The organism is Streptomyces sp. NRRL F-5126 (assembly GCF_000721265.1).
Classification (GTDB): domain Bacteria; phylum Actinomycetota; class Actinomycetes; order Streptomycetales; family Streptomycetaceae; genus Streptomyces.
The window spans coordinates 283,513-300,832 of the sequence record NZ_JOFZ01000001.1 but is presented as its reverse complement, the minus strand read 5'-3'; the positions used below and the strand labels follow the sequence as shown (position 1 = coordinate 300,832).

Here is a 17,320-nt window from a genome sequence, read left to right as displayed (position 1 = left end):
GCCGCCCCACGCTGAGACTGAGCGAACCGTCCCGCCCCGTACCGGGAGCGGGACGGTTTCCATGATCAATGGGGGATGTGGAATCTATGCGCACCCCTGCAGCAGTGAGGCCCCTGTTCGAATGAACGAGGGGCCTCGTACCTGCTCTGACCTGCTATGCAGTCAGTTCCCCCGGCAGGATTCGAACCTGCGACACTCGCTTTAAGGAGTTCTACCGTTCCAAGGTTTCACCAGCTACTGAGACGACGTTGCTGTTGCCCAAGTGCCTTGGGCAACAGCCGTGATCCGTGCTTAGCCGTTGGCGTTGCCGTCAGAGAGCGCCGTCAGACACCGAGAAGGGTGCCTTCAAGACCGTCCGTCTCCGGCACGCCGCCAAGGATGCGGTCTGCGACCAAAGCCACGCCGTCCGCCATGTAGGTCCGGGGTTCCAATATCCAGCGCACATTGCTGGCTTCCGCGTTGGACGTAGCACCTCTCAAGCCGTTTGATGACAGTTGTCCCGCGGTCGGGCCGTGCGAGCGATACTGCTATGAGGCGGGCGCCCGAGGGACGTGGCGCGGGGACCGGGCAGGGGACTGGCGCATGGGGGAGACGAGGCGACGGCGTAGCCGCTCGCGGGGGGAGTTGATTCGCGAGCGGGCCCAGGCGCAGTTCGCTGGTCGGCGCGAGCAGGTGACACAGTTCGCGGAGAATCTCCACACAGACCCCGAGTCGCAGGCTCAATTCCTCTTCCACGTGCGAGGGGTGGGCGGCGTCGGTAAGTCGACGCTGCTACGACACTGGCAGGAGCTGGCGCGTGCAGCCAGCGCGGTGACCGCGGTGGTGGACGAGGGTGACGTCCACGACGTGCCCCAGGCCCTGAGCGAGTTGGCGCGGCAGATGGCCGGGCAGACAGGCTCATTCAAGGAGTTCGACCGGGCTGCCGAGCAATACCGTCGGGAGCTGGAGGCCGCCAATCCTGTCGCGCTCGCTGGGGAGACTGGTGCGTATGGCGGTGAGGCATCCACGTCGAGCCGTGTGGTGGCGCAGGCCGCACTCGGGGCGGCTTCGCTTATCCCGGTGGCTGGTGGGGTGGTGTCTGCGGTGACGAACCCGGACTCTGCGGCCCTGGGTCTCGATAGGCTGCGGGCTGGTGCACGGGCCAGGCACCGACGGGCGGATGCGGCTGAAGTGAGCCGGGCGTTCGTCGCCGAGCTGCAACGGCTGTGCGAGCACTACCCGTGGGTAGTCCTGTGCTTCGATACATGGGAGCAGACTGGCCGCTACCTGGGCGGTTGGCTACGGGATCTTCTGTGGGAGGGCGCGTTCGGTAGCGTGCCGGCCAACGTGATAGTGGTGCTGGCCGGGCGCGACGAGCTTTCCGAGCGGGATTGGGCGCCGCTGCGCTCCCAGGTGGCCGACGTACCGCTGGACGTGTTCACCGAGGCCGAGACCCGGGACATGCTGGCGCGACGCGGCGTGACGGAATCCACGGTCGTAGAGACGATTTGGCATCTGTCCATGGGGCTGCCCCTGATCGTTGAGCTTCTCGCGCTCACTCGGCCCGAATCCGCCGGGGACGTGACGGACGGCGGGAACGCGGTGGACTCAGCGGTCGAACGGTTCGTGCAGTGGATCACCAATCCGCTACAGCGTGAGACCGCCCTGGCATGCGCCTTGGCGCCGCAGCTCAACGAGGACGTCTTTGCCGCCGTCGCGCCGCGCGAGGCTCGGCATCTGTGGGCCTGGCTGTGCGAACAGCCGTTTGTCACAAGCCGCGGCAACTTCAAGCAGTACCATGCAGTCGTACGGGCCAGTATGCTGCGCCAGCAGCGCGCCCGCTCCCCCCAACGGTGGAACGAGGCGCACATCCGGCTGGCGGAGATCCACGGATCCTGGTGCGCCGCCGCTGAGCGGGCCCTTGCGCCAGACAAGCGATGGGATGATCCTTGGTGGCGCCAAAGCCGCCTGGGCGAGATCTACCACCTGCTCTGCGCGGAGCCCACGGTCGGCATTGCGTTCGCGCTGGAACAGGGCGTCCAAGCTGCGGGAGCGGTAACCGCGGTCCTGCGACAGTGGACGGACACGTTGCAGCAAGCGGCGAATGACACCGCTGAACCCGTGCTCCTAGTCTGGGCTCAACGCTTGCAAGATGCCGTCGCGGGCGAGGAACCGGCCGTTGCTGCCCTGACTGCGTTGCTGGCGCACGGTGGCCTGGATTCGGTTACTCAGGCCTGGGCCCACACGTACCGTGGCTATCACCTCTACCTCGCCGATCAGAACGAAGAAGCCATCACAGAACTGGGCCGAGCCATCGCCACCGACCCCGGCAACTCCCGCGCCTGGGCCTACCGAGGTAACGTTCACCTGTGGCTCAACCACTTCGACCGTGCGGCCGAGGATCTGACTACCGCCCTCGAGCTCGCCCCGGATGACGCTCGTATCCTCGGGTGCCGCGGTGACTGCCACCGTCAGGCCGGGAATTACGCCGAGGCCATTGACGATCTTACTGCAGCACTCGACATCGACCCTGCACTTCACTTGGCGCGGGTAACGCGCGGTATCACCCACCGGATGGCTGGTCGGGACGACCAAGCAAGGGAGGATCTGACCACCGTCGTCAAAATTGACCCGACGAACGAGTGGGCTCTCGTTAATCGTGGTGTAGTCCACCAAAAGGCGGGTCGCTACGAAGACGCCGTTGCCGACTTTACCGCCGCCCTCGAAATCAAACCCACCGACGCATTGGCCCTTCTCAATCGTGGCAAAGTCTACCAAAAGATGGGCCGTTACAAAGACGCCGTCGCCGACTTCACCGCCACCCTTGGAATCGCTCCACCGACACCCTAGCTCTTATGGGACGCGGCCTGGGCCATGAAGTGGCTGGTCGGCACGAGGATACTATTGCTGACTCCATCACTGTTGTCGAAAAAGTCCTGAACGTTTTCTCTCACCTTGTCGAACAAATCCGCGGCGTTCGGAAAAGCGATCGAAGTGAGGAAAGAAATATCGATCTGAATTCTCGTTCAGAGTAGACTCGACCGGGTGTCCATGAGTATATAGGAGAAGGCGGTAAAATATGCGGTTGGATGGGAGGTGAATTACAGACTGCTGGCCCGATCCGACGAGACCTACACCGACCTATATGGAGCGTCAAGGATGCACGGCGGCCGCCCGGGTCCGTCCAAAAAATGAATTCCAGAGGAGAGCGGAAGGCGCCTCGGGCCCGAACGGGTCGGCTGCGCCCCCTGCACTGGTCGGACATGGATTTCGACAACCGGGTGCTGCACGTCCGGCACCAGACGGAGCGCCGCCGGGGAACGCTCTACGACGATTATCCCAAGAGCCGCCGGAGCGGAGTCATCCCGATGCCCGCGCTGTGCATCGCACCGCTGCGCTGGCATCGACCGAGGCAACGCGAGACCTTCGCGGCCTCGGGCGTCGCCTGGTCTGAGGGCGGGTACATCTTCGCCACGGGAGACGGCTGGCCCGTGCAGTCTCGCAACGTCTACAGGTCGTTCACTCGGGATGCCTCGGCTGCCGGTCTGCGAGTGGTCCGATTGCACGACGCCCGGCACGGCTGCGCGACACTGCTCACCGCGGCTGGAGTCGCTCCCGGGTCAGTATGGAGATCCTCGCGCACAGTCAGACCAGCATCACGACGGACGTCTAGACAGGCGTCGTGCATGACACCCAACGTGAAGCGATCAGCCACATGGACCGGTTGCTCAAGCGGCCTCTGCCGGGCGTCTGAGGGCCGACTGTCTCAAACGCTGCCGTCAAAGGCCCCGGACCATGATCGGTCCGGGGCCTTTCCCTGGTGCCCCCGGCAGGATTCGAACCTGCGACACCCGCTTTAGGAGAGCGGTGCTCTATCCCCTGAGCTACGAAGGCGCAGCTACAGGGTAGCGGATGTGGGGTGGTGGGGGCGCTCGGGTTGATCCCGGGGCTCAGTGCCTGGCCTTCACCCCCGACAGGCTCTCGCGGAGCCTTGCGATCCGGTGCGTCGCCGCGTCGAACGAGCTGCTGGTGATGGTGGAGCCGGCCAGCGCGTCCACCAGGCCGCTCACCGCGTCGCGCCCCTGGTCCACGTCGCGCGCCGAGCACAGCAGCAGGTCCATCCCCGCCTGCGCGGCCAGCACGGCCCGCTGGGCCGTCGTGTACGAGGAGCTGATCGCCTTCGCCTCCAGGGCGTCCGTCACGGTGACGCCCCTGAAGCCGAGTCGGCCCCGCAGCTCGCGCTGGATGATCTTCGAGGACAGGCCTGCGGGGTGGTCGGCGTCGACTGCCGGATAGACCGCCCAGGACAGCATCACGAGCCGCACGTGCGCGTCGAGTGCGGCCCTGTACGGTGCCTCGTCCACGGACCGGAGTTCGGAGAGCGACTGACGGAGCGTCACCGGGCCGAGGTCCGTGTTCTCGTCCGTGGCGGCGGCGCCGAGGCCGGGGAAGTGCTTGGCCGTCGCCGCGACGCCCGTCTTCTGCTGGGCCCTGACGAACGCGCTGCCCAGCGTGGCCACCTCGGCCGGGTCCGACGAGTAGGACCGCTGGTAGCGGTCGGCGAAGTCGCCCGGCTCCCGGAACACGTCGAGTACGGGGGACAGGTTGACGTTCATCCCGACGCCCGCGAGATTGCGCCCGGCGCCCGTGCCCGCTTCGGTGGCGGCGGCCTCCGGGTCGCTCGCCTCGCCGACCTGCTTCTCCGACAGCGCCGGCGCGCCCGGCAGCCGCCGTACCTTGCCGCCCTCCTGGTCCGTCATGAGCAGGAGCGGGGCCTTCACGGGGCTGTGGTCGTTGGCCGCGTTCAACTGGCCGATGACGGAGGCGATCTGGGACTCGCTTGAGATGTTCTCGCCGAAGAAGATCACGCCCGCCACCTCCCCGCCGCTGATCGCCGTCAGCAGGCTCTCCGGCGGTGTCGGGCCCGGGTAGGAGTAGATCACCCGCTGCCCGGCGCGTTGCCTGGCCGTCAGCTTGGCGGCGGGCAGCGGCCTGGGCCTCGGGCCCGGGTTCCTGCCGCGGACGGTGGGGGAGGTGGCGGCCTCGGCGGCGCCCCCGCCGAGCGCCAGGGAGGCGACAGCCGCGCCCGCGGCGGCGAGCACGGTGCGGCGCGGAGTGGGTGGCTGCTTGGGGATGTCCATGGGTGCAGGGTGAAGGATTCCTTCACTCGATCACAAGAGTCTGAAAGTTATTTTCTGACGTGTCGCCGTCACGCGCTGTGATACCCGCATGTACGGAATGCCGCCTCGGGCCATTGTGTGCCCGAAGTAGTTACGGCCAGTTGATAAGCCTATTGTTACTAAATATGGAAGAAGACTTGTCCGTCTCGGCGGCGGACGACGCCGCCCAGGCCGCGGCCGCGCTGCGGCTCGCCGTCGCCCGGATCGCCAGGCGACTGCGGCAGACCCACGCCGTCGGCGACGTCACGCTCTCGGAGGTTTCCGTCCTGGCGAGGCTGAAACGGGACGGCGCGGACTCGCCGGGATCGCTGGCCGAGTTCGAGCGCGTACGGCCGCAGGCGATGGCCACGACGCTCGCGGCCCTTGAGGAGCGCGGGCTGGTGCGGCGTGCGCAGCACGCGGCCGACGGGCGGCGTGCGGTCATGACCGTCACGGACGAGGGGCGGAGAGTGCTGATGAACCGGCGTTCCGAGTCGGTGCGGCGGCTGACCGACGTGCTCGACCAGGAGTTCTTGCCCGAGGAGCGGCGCGCGCTCGTCGGCGTGCTGCCCCTGCTCGACCGACTGGCGGAGCGGCTGTGAGCGCGCGGCGCACGCGGGACTCGCCCGTCCCCGCCAACTACAAGTGGATCGCCCTCTCCAACACCACGCTCGGCGTGCTGATCGCCACGATGGACGCGTCCATCGTGATCATCTCGCTGCCGGCGATCTTCCGCGGGATCGGACTCGACCCCCTCGCGCCGGGCAACATCGGCTACCTGCTGTGGATGATCCTCGGCTACCTCCTCGTCTCGGCCGTCCTTGTCGTCGTGCTCGGCAGGCTCGGCGACATGTTCGGCCGGGTCAAGATCTACAACCTGGGCTTCCTGATCTTCGCCTGCGCGTCCGTCGCGCTCTCGCTCGATCCCATGATGGGCGGTGGGGGCGCCCTCTGGCTGATCCTGTGGAGAATCGTTCAGGCATTCGGCGGCTCCATGCTCACCGCCAACTCGGCCGCCATCCTCACCGACGCGTTCCCGTCCCGGCAGCGCGGCATGGCACTCGGCATCAACCAGATCACCGCCCTCGCGGGCCAGTTCCTCGGCCTGCTCGCGGGCGGGCTGCTCGCCGTCATCGACTGGCGCGCCGTGTTCTGGGTCAGCGTCCCGATCAGCGTCACCGGCACGATCTGGTCGTACCTGAGCCTGCGCGAGACCGCGACCGGCAGGCGCGGCAGGATCGACTGGTGGGGCAACCTCACCTTCGCCGCGGGCGCCGGGATCCTGCTGGCCGGCATCACGTACGGGATCCAGCCCTACGGCGGCGACGCCACGGGCTGGGGCAACCCGATGGTGCTGGCGGGCCTGTTCGGCGGGGCCTTCCTCCTCGCGCTCTTCTGCTTCATCGAGACGCGCGTGAAAGACCCCATGTTCAAGCTCTCCCTCTTCCGCGTGCGGGCGTTCGCCGCCGGAAACCTCGCCGCCCTGCTGACCGCCATCGCGCGCGGCGGGCTGCAGTTCATGCTGATCATCTGGCTTCAGGGCATCTGGCTGCCACTGCACGGCTACGAGTTCGAGAACACGCCCCTGTGGGCGGGCATCTTCATGCTGCCGCTGACCTGCGGCTTCCTGATCGCCGGGCCGATATCCGGCTACTTGTCCGACCGGTTCGGCGCCCGCTTCTTCTCCACGGCCGGCGTGCTCATCGTCGGGGCGGCCTTCATCGGCCTGCTCACGCTGCCGGTGAACTTCAACTACTACCTGTTCGCGCTGCTGCTGCTGTTCAACGGCCTCGGCCAGGGGATGTTCTCGTCCCCCAACACCTCGTCGATCATGGGCAGCGTGCCGGCGGAGTACCGCGGTGTCGCCTCGGGCATGCGCTCCACCTTCCAGAACTCCGGCACCGCCCTGTCCATCGGCGTCTTCTTCTCGCTGATGGTCTCAGGACTCGCGTCCAAGCTGCCGGCCACGCTCAGCAGCGGCCTGCAGAGCCAGGGCGTCCCGGCCGGTACCGCCCACCAGGTCGCGTCGCTGCCCCCGGTCAGCACGCTGTTCGCGACCTTCCTCGGCAACAACCCGATCCAGCACCTGCTCGCCCCGACGGGCACGCTGCGGCAGCTGACCAGCGACCAGCGGCACACCCTGACCGGGCACAGCTTCTTCCCGCAGCTGGTCTCGGGACCCTTCCACCACGGCCTCGTCATCGTGTTCGGCGTCGCCGCGGGCATGGCGTTCGTCTCCGCGATCGCCTCGGTGCTGCGCGGGCGCCACGAGCGCGACGACGACCTGCCCGCGCCCGGCAAGGACGGGAAGGGAAAGCCGGCACGGCGGGAGGCGCCCTCCGCGTAGAGCGTCTCCCGCCGTGAGGCGCCCTACGCGTGAGGGACGCGCGGCGGGGCGCCGGCCCTACGAGCGCGTCACGCGCACCGTGTACGCGCCGCCCGCGTCCTTGGAGACCACGGAGACCGTGATGCCGGCGCCCTTGTCGGTGAAGGTCTGGCCCGGCTTGTACGTCGCGTCCGACAGCTCGGCCTCGACGTTCGGCTGCCGGGTGCACCCCCCGCTGTGCTTCGTGCTGTCGGAGACCGAGATGGGACCGCGCCCCGTGTCGACGGACGCGTCGACGTGGTAGATCAGCACACCGGGTCGGCACACCGCGTCGTCGTTGCCCGCGTGCGTGCGTACCTCCACGGCGTACCCGGCGTTGTGGGACACCGGGATGAAGATCAGCTTGCGGCCGCCCGGTGTCTCGAGCGGCTTCAGCTCGCGCTCCATCGTCCCCGTCGACGAGGCGCAGCTGACCTGGTTGTCGTCGAGCCAGCCCAGCTTCCACTTGTGCCAGCCGAGCAGGTCGTTGTCGGCCCCCCAGTCCTCGGACATGATGTCCCAGTGCCCGACCGAGCCGCCGCCCCGCGTGGTGTAGAGGTCGGGCAGCCCGAAGGTGTGCCCGTTCTCGTGCGGAAGCACCCGGTAGCCGGTGTGCTTGTACGAGCCCGAGCCGTCGTCCTGGCGGCTGTAGACGAAGGACGTGTTCGACAGGGGCACGCCGTCCGCGTGCGGGGCGTCCTTGTTGCCGGAGAACGTCACCGACAGCACCGTGTCGAGTGCCGACGGGCCCGCGTTGGGCGTCACCAGGATGTTGATCAGGTCGTACTTGCTGAAGTCCACCTGCGGATCGGCGGTCGCGACGATGTCGTTCACGAGCCGGTGGTAGCCGGGCTCGTAGGGGGAGCCGCGGTTGATCCCGTAGGCCTTGAACGGTTTCGGCATGCGCAGCCAGTGCTTGATGGGCGCTTCGGGGTGGTAGTCGAGACGGCCGTACGAAGCGGTCTTGAACCACCGGGTGGTCTGCGGGAAGAACTCGTGGAAGCGGTCCATCGCCGTGCCCTCGCCCGGCGCGTCCGGGAAGTCGATCATCAGGTTGAGCGTGTGGATCTCGCCGGTGGAGTGCGCGTACCCGGAGCTGGTGGGCACTCCTTCGGACAACTGCACCGTGCTGGAGCGGCCCGCGCTGATGCGGCACGGGCCGAGCACGGCGTCGCTGCGGGCGGATATGGAGCCGGCTGACGCGCGGCTGGCAACGGGCGTTCCGCTCGCGGTGGTCAGGCCGGCGAAGGCGAGCGCGGCGAAACCGGCGAGCACGCCGACGCGGCGGCGACGGGTCAGGCGGTGCGCCCCGCGGCGCCCGGCCGGACGGTGGCCGCCCTGGGATCCTTGCCGGCGGCCGTGGGGTTCCTGCCGGCCGCCGCGGGGTCCTGGCTGGTCAGGGGGGAGGATTTCCCCGTTGGCTGTGCGCGGTCTACGTATCCGGCTCCTTCGCTGCATGCGGTCGCCCTTCGGGTCCGCGGCAGTCGGCCGTCCTGACTGCTCCCTTTCGATCACCCTCGGCCCGTCGGCGTGTCGCCGCTCGTTGAGTACGCCGATCGTGGGCTTCTCGATGGTGTGACCCAGTTCACAACCGACTGGCGAAATAACTGGGGAGGTCTTCCCCGTTTGCACCCGTGTCCGGAGAAACCGGGGAGGCTATCCCCGTTTACGGACCGAGTACAGAGAGTGATCACCGAGCGGTGGCCACGGACACCTGACTCCGGCGCGAGCGCCGGAACCGACGAGGAAGGCCGGCATGAAGACCGCAACCCGAACCGGCACGGAGACCGAGGCACGGCGCGCCACGCGTCCGCGCGCGGACGCTCTGCGCAACAGGGAGCGGATCGTGGCGGCTGCCCGCGAGATGTTCGTGGAGTACGGGCCCGAGGCCCCGCTCGACGAGATCGCCCGCCGGGCGAGCATCGGCAACGCCACGCTCTACCGGCACTTCCCCGACAGGTCCGCTCTGCTCGTGGAGGTCGTGCGCAGTGTCCTGTCGCGCGCGGCCGACACGGCCGAACGGGTGGACGCGGAGGAACCGGACGCGTTCGTCGCGCTGTGCCGATTCGTGCACGAGGCGGCGGACGAGCGCATCGGCGCCCTGTGTCCCCTGCTGTCCGGGGCCTTCGACGCCCAACGCGCCGACCTTGACGCCGAGCGCGTGCGCCTGGTCGGCACGATCGAGGAGATGATGGCACGCGCCCGGCAGGCCGGAAGGCTCAGGCCGGACGTGGGACACGGCGATCTGATGATGGCGCTCTCACAACTCAGCCGCCCGCTGCCCGGCACGGGCTGCACGGACACAGACCGGTACACCCACCGGCACCTGCAGCTCTTCCTGGACGGCCTCGAAGCTCCTGCCCGGTCCGCTCTGCCCGGCAGGTCCGCGACTCTGGAGGATCTGCGCCGCGCCACCCCCTGACGCGCCCTGACCCAGGCACACAGCGAACGAAAGACGCGAACCGAACCGGCCCGACCGGGGTCGTACCAGCTACTTCTGCCCTGCACGGGACTGCCAGGCGCAGGCCCGCACGACCACCTCAGTACGCACATCGCGGCGGACGGCCCGCAGCCGTCCCACCCTCACGGTCCGAATCCGTGCCGGTGGACCCGCCCGCGCACCGGCCACGAGGGCCGTACGCGTACCGAGACCTCGTCGCCCCGTGACCGGGGGCGGCGGCCCACACACCACACCTCTCGTAAGCGCGGCAGCGTCGCCAGTACTTACGTGCGCTCCCGCCCTTCCGCACCCTTAGGTGGATACCTCCATGTCAACAACACTCGAAAGCGGGTCCTCGCGGTCCGCTTCTCCCGACCGGGGAGCTTCCAACCGCTGGAAAGCGCTCATCTTCATCGCGCTCGCCCAGCTGATGGTCGTGCTGGACGCGACGATCGTGAACATCGCGCTCCCGCACGCCCAGGTGGACCTGCACATATCCGACGCGAACAAGCAGTGGGTCATCACGGCGTACGCGCTCGCGTTCGGCGGGCTGCTGCTGTTCGGCGGACGCCTCGGCGACCTGCTGGGCCGCAAGCGCATGTTCGTCACCGGCCTGTTCGGCTTCGCCGCCGCCTCCGCGGTCGGCGGTGCCGCCGCCAACGAGGCGATGCTGCTCAGCTCCCGCGCCGCGCAGGGCATCTTCGGCGCGATGCTGGCGCCGGCCGCCCTCTCGCTGCTGGCGACGACCTTCATCGACCCGAAGGAGCGCGCCAAGGCGTTCGGCATCTTCGGTGCGATCGCCGGTGGCGGCGGCGCCGTCGGCCTGCTGCTCGGCGGCTTCCTCACCGAGTACCTGGACTGGCGCTGGACGTTCTTCGTGAACATCCCGTTCGCGATCATCGCCGCGCTCGGCGCGTTCTTCGTGATCAGGGAGCCCGCGGGCGGCCGCAACCGCAACCCGCTGGACATCCCCGGCGTCGTCCTGGCCACGCTCGGCCTGGTGTCGCTCGTCTACGGCTTCACCCGCGCCGAGTCCGACGGCTGGACCGACACGATCACGATCGGCCTGTTCGTGGCGACCGTCGTCCTGCTGGCCGCGTTCGCGTTCGTCGAGTCGCGGGTCAAGGCGCCGCTGCTGCCGCTGCGGGTGGTGACGGACCGCAACCGCGCGGGCGTCTACTCCTCGCTGGGCCTCGCCATCATCGGCATGTTCGGCCTGTTCCTCTTCCTGACCTACTACCTCCAGGTCGTGCAGGGGTACTCCGCCGTCAAGACCGGCTTCGCGTTCCTGCCCATGGTCGCCGCCATGATCACCGGATCGACGCAGATCGGCGCCCGGCTGATGAACAGGGTGCCCGCACGCCTGCTGATGGGCCCGGGTTTCGTACTCGGCGCCATCGGCATGCTGCTGCTGACGCGCCTGGAGGTCGGCTCCTCGTACGCGGGCGTCGTCCTGCCCGGCATGGTCCTGCTCGGCCTCGGTATGGGTACGGCCTTCATGCCGGCGATGTCCCTGGCCACGTACGGCATCGAGCCGCGTGACGCGGGCGTCGCCTCCGCGATGGTCAACACGTCGCAGCAGGTCGGCGGCGCCATCGGCACCGCGCTGCTGAACACGATCGCGGCCTCCGCGACCGGCACCTACCTCGCCTCGCACCACGCGGCCGCGGCCGCGGGAGCGGCGGGCCAGAAGCTGGTCCAGGCGCAGGGTCTCGTGCACGGGTACACCACCGCCATCTGGGTCGCCGTCGGCATCCTCTCCGTCGCCGCCGCGATCGCGCTGACCGCGATCAACGCGGGGCGCCCCGGCGCCGTGACGGTCGGCTCGTCCGACGCGTCCGGCACGTCGGGCACCAGGAAGGCGGAGGGCGAGACCGAGGACGAGGCGCAGCTGCCGGTCTCGATGCACTGAACCAGGACGGCGGAACCACCTGTCCGCCGCAAGGCCTCCGCCCCGGCACCGCACGAACGCGGCGCCGGGGCGGACGTCGTGCGCGCGGCGCACACCGGCGGCTTCGTGCCGCTAGCGTCCGCCGCCGAGCGGCTTCTCGTACCAGGCGACGTCCCAGTACGTGCCGAACTTCCTGCCCACTTCCTCGTACGTCCCGACGTGGCGGAAACCGAAGCGCGCGTGCAGCCGCGAGGACGCCTCGTTGGGCTGCGCGACGCCGGCGTACGCACGGCGCAGGTCCTCACCCGCGAGCGCGTCGAAGAGCGCCGCGTACAGCAGCGTGCCGATGCCCCGCCCCGTCGCGTCCTGCGCGCAGTACACGCTCACCTCGACGGAGGTGGAGTACGCGGGCTTCGCCCTGAAGGGACTGCTCGTCGCGTAACCGAGCACACGGGCGGACAGGGCGTCCTGAGCAACCAAGAGGCGGTGCGGGCCGTCTTCAGGGTGGGAGTGCAGCCACTCCATGCGCCCTTCGGGGGTGAACGGGACGGTGTCGAAGGTGATGGCCGTCTCACGCACGTAGTGGTTGTAGATGCCCACGAGCGCCGCCATGTCGGCCTCCGCCCCGGGCCTGACGTGCACCTCCGGTGTCGCGGACGGCATGGTTCCCCTCCCCTGGGGTATGTGCGGCCGACAGGGTACTGCATGATCACGAAAATCGTGGAGGAGATGGGAATTCTGTCCGGATTCCAGGCGTTCTTACCGGTGGAAGCAGGGCACCCGAACGGGTGTCGCGTCCCACTCAGTCCAGCAAGGGAGCTCGCATGGCAACCCGTGCCGTCGCCCGTCGCACTGCCACGCGCGGAACGACAGAGGCGAACAGTGTTCGCGCTACTGGCGGGGAGATCGCCGACCGCGACCTGGTCGGCATGTACCTCGACGAGATCGCGCGGACCCCGCTGCTCGACGCCGCAAGGGAGGTCGAGCTGTCCCAGACCATCGAGGCAGGAGTCTACGCCCGTCAGATCCTCGACGGCGAGGTGACGAGCGAGAGCGCCGGCGCGTCGCACGAGGAGCTCGAGGCACTGGTGGCCGAGGGCGAGCGTGCCAAGGACATCTTCATCCGCTCCAACCTCCGCCTCGTGGTCGCGGTGGCCAGGCGCTACCCGCGCAGCGGTCTCCCGCTGCTCGACCTCATCCAGGAGGGCAACGCGGGCCTGGTACGCGCGGTCGAGAAGTTCGACTACGCGAAGGGCTTCAAGTTCTCCACGTATGCCACGTGGTGGATCAGGCAGGCCATCACGCGCTCCATCGCCGACCAGTCCCGCACGATCCGCCTGCCCGTCCACCTGGTGGAGGAGCTCGGCCGGATCCGCCGGGTGCAGCGCGAGTTCAACCGGGAGAACGGCCGGGACCCGGAGCCCGAAGAGGTGGCGGCGGAGCTGAACTCCACCCCGGAGCGTGTCGTCGACGTGCTGGACTGGGCGCGCGACCCGGTCAGCCTGAACATGTCCGTGGACGACGAGGGCGACACGCAGTTCGGCGACCTGCTGGAGGACACCTCGGCGGTCTCGCCCGAGCAGTCCGTCCTGACGCTCCTGCGCAGTGAGGAGCTGGACGACCTGATAGGCAGGCTAGACCAGCGCACGGCGTCCATCATCAAGATGCGGTACGGCATCGAGGACGGCCGCGAGCGCACTCTGACCGAGGTCGGCAAGGAGCACGGGCTCACGCGCGAGCGGATCCGCCAGATCGAGAAGCACGCGCTCCTGGAGCTGAAGAAGATGGCGAGGGACACGGGCTTCGACGCGGCGGCGTGACGTGCGCGCCCGATACCCGTAGGGTCGACCACACAACGGCGGTTCGCCGCCGTCCCAGAACGAGCCCCGGTGCCAACCCCCCCAGGCGCCGGGGCTCTCTCATGCCGCCTCCGCGCCGGGCCCGTGGCCGCTCTCCTTGCCCGCCCGGCTCAGCGGACGCGGGTCCTGAGGTCCAGCGCGGTCCTGGCGGCCGGCTCGTCCGCGTACACCTCACACATGTGGCGTCCGTCGGGCGTCGCGGTGTGCTCGACCTCCCAGAGGCTCGTCTCCGTCCCGTCGATCAGGAGGAACGCGTGCTCGTACAGCATGAACCCGGCGTTCCGTTCGGCCGGATGGCACCAGTGGCCGAAGACCTGGGCGATGTGGTGGGCGAAGGCCGTGCGCAGCCTGCGGGCCGTCTCCTCACCCGGCCGGTCGGCGTTCTCCGCGCGCCGCAGCACACGGCGCGCGTGGTCGGGGGAGTCGTCGCTGACGTAGAGCCTGGGCAGGGCGGCGGCGGACGCCGCGAGCACCTCACCCGGTGAGATCCGGACGCCGAAGTCGGGTCCGTCGAAGTCGATCCGCCCGGACCGGCCCTGTCCCTCTAACAGCCTGGTGGACGCCTCCCGCGCGTCCGTCTCGGCCGCGAACAGCTCGTACAGCGGCGTGCCGTCGTGGCCGGTGGTGTGGACCACCTCCCACAGGGTCAGCGCGCTGCCGTCCGAGAGCAGGAACGTGTGCCGGTACGTCTCACGGTGACGGCCCTTGCTGTGGTACGCGGAGGACAGCGAACTGGCGTGCGCCAGAGCGGAGTCCAGCCGCCCGACCAGCGCGGCGGGCAGCGCGAAGGAGTTGAGCGAGCGCTCCAGCAGCCGCTGGATGTGCGCCTCGGTCGTCTCGTACGGACCGTTCAAGAGGGATCTCCCCGACATCGCCAGGTGTCACGTCGTGAACGCATACCGTAGCCCCTTGGGGTGAGATCCTGTCCACAGTTTGGGAAAACAAGGCGCGATTCGGTGAGTTTCAATCCGATCTCGTCAAGGAACCTCCACTCCATCGGTCAGGACCGTACAGCTCCCGGTACGAGGGGAACACGCCCCCCGGCCCGTGGACGCTCTCCGCCGCGAGCACCGCCCGGACGATCGCACGCGTGACCACGTCGGCCGCCGCCGACAGGATCTCGTTCACCGCCGACATGTCCTCACGCAGCGGGAGGACACCGGTGGCCAGGCCGAAGACGGTGTCGCCGTCATTGAGAAGATGGACCGGCCTGACGGCACGCGCGATGCCGTCGTGGGCGGTGCCTGCCATCTTCTGAGCCTGGGACCGGCTCATGTCCGCGTCCGTGGCCACCACGGCGAGCGTGGTGTTCAGCGGCGCCGGGTCCGCGCCCTCCCGCAGGGCCTCGAGCCGCACCCGCGCCGCTTCGTGCACCTCCGCCGGCGGGTAGGCGACGCGGCCCTCGTAGTAGCGGCCGTACAGCGCCCCGGTGAGCGGATCGACCGCGGAGCCCGCCGCGTTGGCCACGACCAGCGCCGCCACGGTGACGCCCGAAGCGCCGAGGACAGTACTGGCCGTGCCGACCCCGCCCTTCAGCGGGCCGACCGCGGCACCTCTGCCCGCCCCGACCGAACCCTCCGCGACCGGCGCCCGCTCCCGCGACGCGGCCGCCGCCTCCACGGCCGCCCGCCCGGTGGCGGCATCCGGCCTGATCCCCCAGGCGCCGCCCCGCCCCAGATCGAACACGGCCGCGGCAGGCACCACCGGCACCACGTGCCGGCGGTCGGGGATCCGCACGCCGCGCCCCTGCTCCTCCAGCCAGGCCACCACACCGGAAGCCGCGTCGAGGCCGTACGCACTGCCGCCCGTCAGGACGACGGCCTCCACCCGGTCCACCAGGTTGCGCGGATCCAGCGCATCCGTCTCGCGCGTCGCCGGACCGCCGCCCCGCACGTCAACGGCAGCCGCCACCCCGCCGTCAGGCGCGAGCACCACCGTCGTACCCGTCAGCGCCCGCTCCCCTGCGACCTCCGCATGCCCGACCCGCAGACCGGCCACATCGGTCAACGAGCCGCCCCGTGCCGCATCACTCACCGCGCGCCTCCTCCGCACCCCGGGCGACGTCGCCCGACGGCTGCCCCTCCGGCGTCTCCACGGGGCCGCCGGCCACCGCCGACCTGGCGGACAGCAGCACCCCGGCCGTCACCGTCGCCGCCGAGACGAGCCCCGCCGCCAGCACGGCCCACTCCCCGGCGAACACGCAGCAGACGACCGCGACCGCCGCGGCGGGCAGCAGGGACTGCTGCGCCCAGCCTCGCTTGAAGTGGCGTGCATGCAGCAGCCACACGGTGAACAGGAACACGGCCGCGGGGACCACCACGGCGGCCCCCGCCGCCCGCGCCGAGATGTGCGCTGCCCCGACCGCGTATTCGACCGCGACCTCAAGGCCCGCCCCGATCGCGGCCGCCGATGCGAAGATCACGAAGTGCCCGTAGCCCCAGGGGATCGCCTGCCGGTCGCTCACCAGCCGCTCGTGCACCGGAGCCGCGAAGTAGATCCACCACGCCGTGAACACGATGAGCACCCCACCGCCCGCGACGGGCAGCAGCCGCCCCAGGGCCTCGTGCTCGTCGAGCGCGGACTGCACGGCCACGGTCGCCGCCGACATCGTCTCGCCGAGAACGATCAGCGTGAACAGCCCGTACCGCTCCTCGATGTGGTGCGGATGCCAGGGCGTCTCCTGGCTGCGCTCCGCCACCACAGGCACCAGCATCTCCGCGACCATCACGACGAGGAACAGCCACCGCCGGGTGTCCGAAGGCGCGGCCAGCAGCGCCACCCAGGCCGCCTGGCACACCGCCACGCCCACCGCGTACCGCACGGCGGTCCGCCTCGCCGCGCTGCCGGCCTCCTCGGTGACCGCCGCCCGCAGCCACTGCCCCGTCAGCGCCAGCCTCATCACGAGGTAGCCGATGACGGCGACCGTCCAGTCGTTCGCCGTGAACGCCCGCGGCACACCCGCGGCGTAGATCAGGACCCCGCTGATCTGGACGAGCGTCGCGACCCGGTACGGAACGTCGTCGCAGTCGTAGGCCGAGGCGAACCAGGTGAAGTTCATCCAGGCCCACCAGATGCCCCAGAAGACGAACAGGTAGCCGATGATCCCGGTGCCCGGATGCCCCTCCGCCAGAGCGTGCACGAGCCTGGCGCCCGCCTGCGCCACGGCCACCACGAAACACAGATCGAAGAAGAGCTCCAACGGTGTGGAGGCCCGGTGCTCCTCGTCCCGCCTCCGTGCGGTCATACGCCGCACCACACCTGCCGTCCTGGCCACCGCGCTCGTCGAGGTCATGCGACAAGGACATCAGACCCGGCGCGCCACAGGGGCCCGGACGCGCCTCCCGCAGGGGCCGGGCGCCAGGAGAGGCGCCGTACGCTGGAGGCATGAGTAGCGCCCCCGACCCGGAACGCGAGCCCGCCGCCGTCGAGACCGGACCGCCCACGCCGGTCCCCCCGTCGCCCAGGCCGTCCGCGCATCCGGGGCTCGTCTTCGACGACCCCCTCGACCAGCGGTCGGCCGATGACACGGACGACGGCTGGGGCGAGCGTCCCGCCGTCAAGCCCGGCAGCGCGGCCGACCTGGCCCGGTTCCTCGACGAGAAGCCGCCCCACCACATCTGAACGGCA

General features: G+C 69.6%; 13 protein-coding genes, 1 tRNA gene and 1 pseudogene. 8 read left to right on the top strand and 7 right to left on the bottom strand.

Annotation, left to right across the window (positions count from 1 at the left end; translation table 11 throughout):
• Window positions 1-624 precede the first annotated feature (624 nt).
• The gene (locus IH48_RS32875; protein WP_234434080.1) at window positions 625-2,829 is read left to right on the top strand and encodes a tetratricopeptide repeat protein; all 2,205 of its coding nucleotides are present in this window, start codon (window positions 625-627) and stop codon (window positions 2,827-2,829) included.
• A 377-nt stretch (window positions 2,830-3,206) separates the two neighbouring features.
• Window positions 3,207-3,733: pseudogene (locus tag IH48_RS34680) on the top strand (tyrosine-type recombinase/integrase); the annotation flags it as partial.
• Between the two features lie 64 nt (window positions 3,734-3,797).
• Here the strand turns inward: IH48_RS34680 and IH48_RS0101375 are convergent.
• Window positions 3,798-3,873 (bottom strand) — tRNA-Arg (locus tag IH48_RS0101375).
• Window positions 3,874-3,929: 56 nt separating this feature from the next.
• A complete protein-coding gene (locus IH48_RS0101370) occupies window positions 3,930-5,120 on the bottom strand; it encodes a glycoside hydrolase family 3 N-terminal domain-containing protein (RefSeq protein WP_030897922.1) in 1,191 nt (396 codons plus the stop codon).
• 164 nt (window positions 5,121-5,284) lie between these two features.
• Here IH48_RS0101370 and IH48_RS0101365 point away from each other — a divergent pair, with 164 nt between their 5' ends.
• Window positions 5,285-5,740 carry a MarR family winged helix-turn-helix transcriptional regulator gene (locus IH48_RS0101365; protein ID WP_037840751.1) on the top strand — a complete coding sequence of 152 codons (456 nt, stop codon included), beginning with the start codon at window positions 5,285-5,287 and terminating at the stop codon, window positions 5,738-5,740.
• Entirely contained in the window at window positions 5,737-7,485 is a 1,749-nt protein-coding gene (locus IH48_RS0101360; RefSeq protein WP_030897917.1) for an MFS transporter, read from the top strand. The genes IH48_RS0101365 and IH48_RS0101360 overlap by 4 nt, the downstream gene beginning before the upstream one ends.
• A gap of 57 nt (window positions 7,486-7,542) precedes the next feature.
• On the opposite strand, the gene IH48_RS0101355 is transcribed toward IH48_RS0101360, so the two are convergent.
• The gene (locus tag IH48_RS0101355) at window positions 7,543-8,778 is read right to left on the bottom strand and encodes a M6 family metalloprotease domain-containing protein (RefSeq protein WP_234434079.1); all 1,236 of its coding nucleotides are present in this window, start codon (window positions 8,776-8,778) and stop codon (window positions 7,543-7,545) included.
• A gap of 481 nt (window positions 8,779-9,259) precedes the next feature.
• Between IH48_RS0101355 and IH48_RS0101350 the strand changes: the two genes are divergently transcribed.
• Both IH48_RS0101350 and IH48_RS0101345 read left to right on the top strand, forming a co-directional pair.
• On the top strand, window positions 9,260-9,925 hold the full coding sequence (locus tag IH48_RS0101350; protein WP_030897910.1) for a TetR/AcrR family transcriptional regulator: 666 nt from the start codon (window positions 9,260-9,262) through the stop codon (window positions 9,923-9,925).
• A 346-nt stretch (window positions 9,926-10,271) separates the two neighbouring features.
• Complete coding sequence (locus tag IH48_RS0101345) at window positions 10,272-11,855, top strand: DHA2 family efflux MFS transporter permease subunit (RefSeq protein WP_030897908.1); 1,584 nt, start codon at window positions 10,272-10,274, stop codon at window positions 11,853-11,855.
• A gap of 111 nt (window positions 11,856-11,966) precedes the next feature.
• On the opposite strand, the gene IH48_RS0101340 is transcribed toward IH48_RS0101345, so the two are convergent.
• A complete protein-coding gene (locus tag IH48_RS0101340; protein ID WP_030897905.1) occupies window positions 11,967-12,497 on the bottom strand; it encodes a GNAT family N-acetyltransferase in 531 nt (176 codons plus the stop codon).
• Window positions 12,498-12,658: 161 nt separating this feature from the next.
• Between IH48_RS0101340 and IH48_RS0101335 the strand changes: the two genes are divergently transcribed.
• Window positions 12,659-13,654 carry a sigma-70 family RNA polymerase sigma factor gene (locus tag IH48_RS0101335; protein ID WP_030897902.1) on the top strand — a complete coding sequence of 332 codons (996 nt, stop codon included), beginning with the start codon at window positions 12,659-12,661 and terminating at the stop codon, window positions 13,652-13,654.
• A gap of 149 nt (window positions 13,655-13,803) precedes the next feature.
• Here IH48_RS0101335 and IH48_RS0101330 read toward each other — a convergent pair whose 3' ends face one another.
• The 3 genes from IH48_RS0101330 to IH48_RS0101320 all read right to left on the bottom strand — a co-directional run bounded on the left by IH48_RS0101330 (window position 13,804) and on the right by IH48_RS0101320 (window position 16,985).
• Entirely contained in the window at window positions 13,804-14,547 is a 744-nt protein-coding gene (locus IH48_RS0101330; RefSeq protein WP_030897899.1) for a DUF6227 family protein, read from the bottom strand.
• 109 nt (window positions 14,548-14,656) lie between these two features.
• Window positions 14,657-15,727, bottom strand: a complete 1,071-nt coding sequence (locus tag IH48_RS0101325; protein WP_234434078.1) for a P1 family peptidase — start codon at window positions 15,725-15,727, stop codon at window positions 14,657-14,659.
• Window positions 15,720-16,985, bottom strand: a complete 1,266-nt coding sequence (locus IH48_RS0101320) for a low temperature requirement protein A (RefSeq protein ID WP_051838950.1) — start codon at window positions 16,983-16,985, stop codon at window positions 15,720-15,722. Before IH48_RS0101320 ends, IH48_RS0101325 begins: the two co-directional genes overlap by 8 nt.
• A gap of 92 nt (window positions 16,986-17,077) precedes the next feature.
• Between IH48_RS0101320 and IH48_RS0101315 the strand changes: the two genes are divergently transcribed.
• Window positions 17,078-17,314 (top strand): hypothetical protein, encoded by a 237-nt coding sequence (locus IH48_RS0101315; RefSeq protein WP_030897891.1) that lies wholly within the window; start codon window positions 17,078-17,080, stop codon window positions 17,312-17,314.
• Window positions 17,315-17,320 lie beyond the last annotated feature (6 nt).

What these genes read in the sequence shown, in the direction of transcription:
- IH48_RS0101370 (WP_030897922.1), bottom strand. Translation starts at nt 5,120, where the DNA reads ATGGACATCCCCAAGCAGCCACCCACTCCGCGCCGCACCGTGCTCGCC.
- IH48_RS0101365 (WP_037840751.1), top strand. Translation starts at nt 5,285, where the DNA reads ATGGAAGAAGACTTGTCCGTCTCGGCGGCGGACGACGCCGCCCAGGCC.
- IH48_RS0101350 (WP_030897910.1), top strand. Translation starts at nt 9,260, where the DNA reads ATGAAGACCGCAACCCGAACCGGCACGGAGACCGAGGCACGGCGCGCC.
- IH48_RS0101345 (WP_030897908.1), top strand. Translation starts at nt 10,272, where the DNA reads ATGTCAACAACACTCGAAAGCGGGTCCTCGCGGTCCGCTTCTCCCGAC.
- IH48_RS0101340 (WP_030897905.1), bottom strand. Translation starts at nt 12,497, where the DNA reads ATGCCGTCCGCGACACCGGAGGTGCACGTCAGGCCCGGGGCGGAGGCC.
- IH48_RS0101335 (WP_030897902.1), top strand. Translation starts at nt 12,659, where the DNA reads ATGGCAACCCGTGCCGTCGCCCGTCGCACTGCCACGCGCGGAACGACA.
- IH48_RS0101320 (WP_051838950.1), bottom strand. Translation starts at nt 16,985, where the DNA reads ATGACCTCGACGAGCGCGGTGGCCAGGACGGCAGGTGTGGTGCGGCGT.
- IH48_RS0101315 (WP_030897891.1), top strand. Translation starts at nt 17,078, where the DNA reads ATGAGTAGCGCCCCCGACCCGGAACGCGAGCCCGCCGCCGTCGAGACC.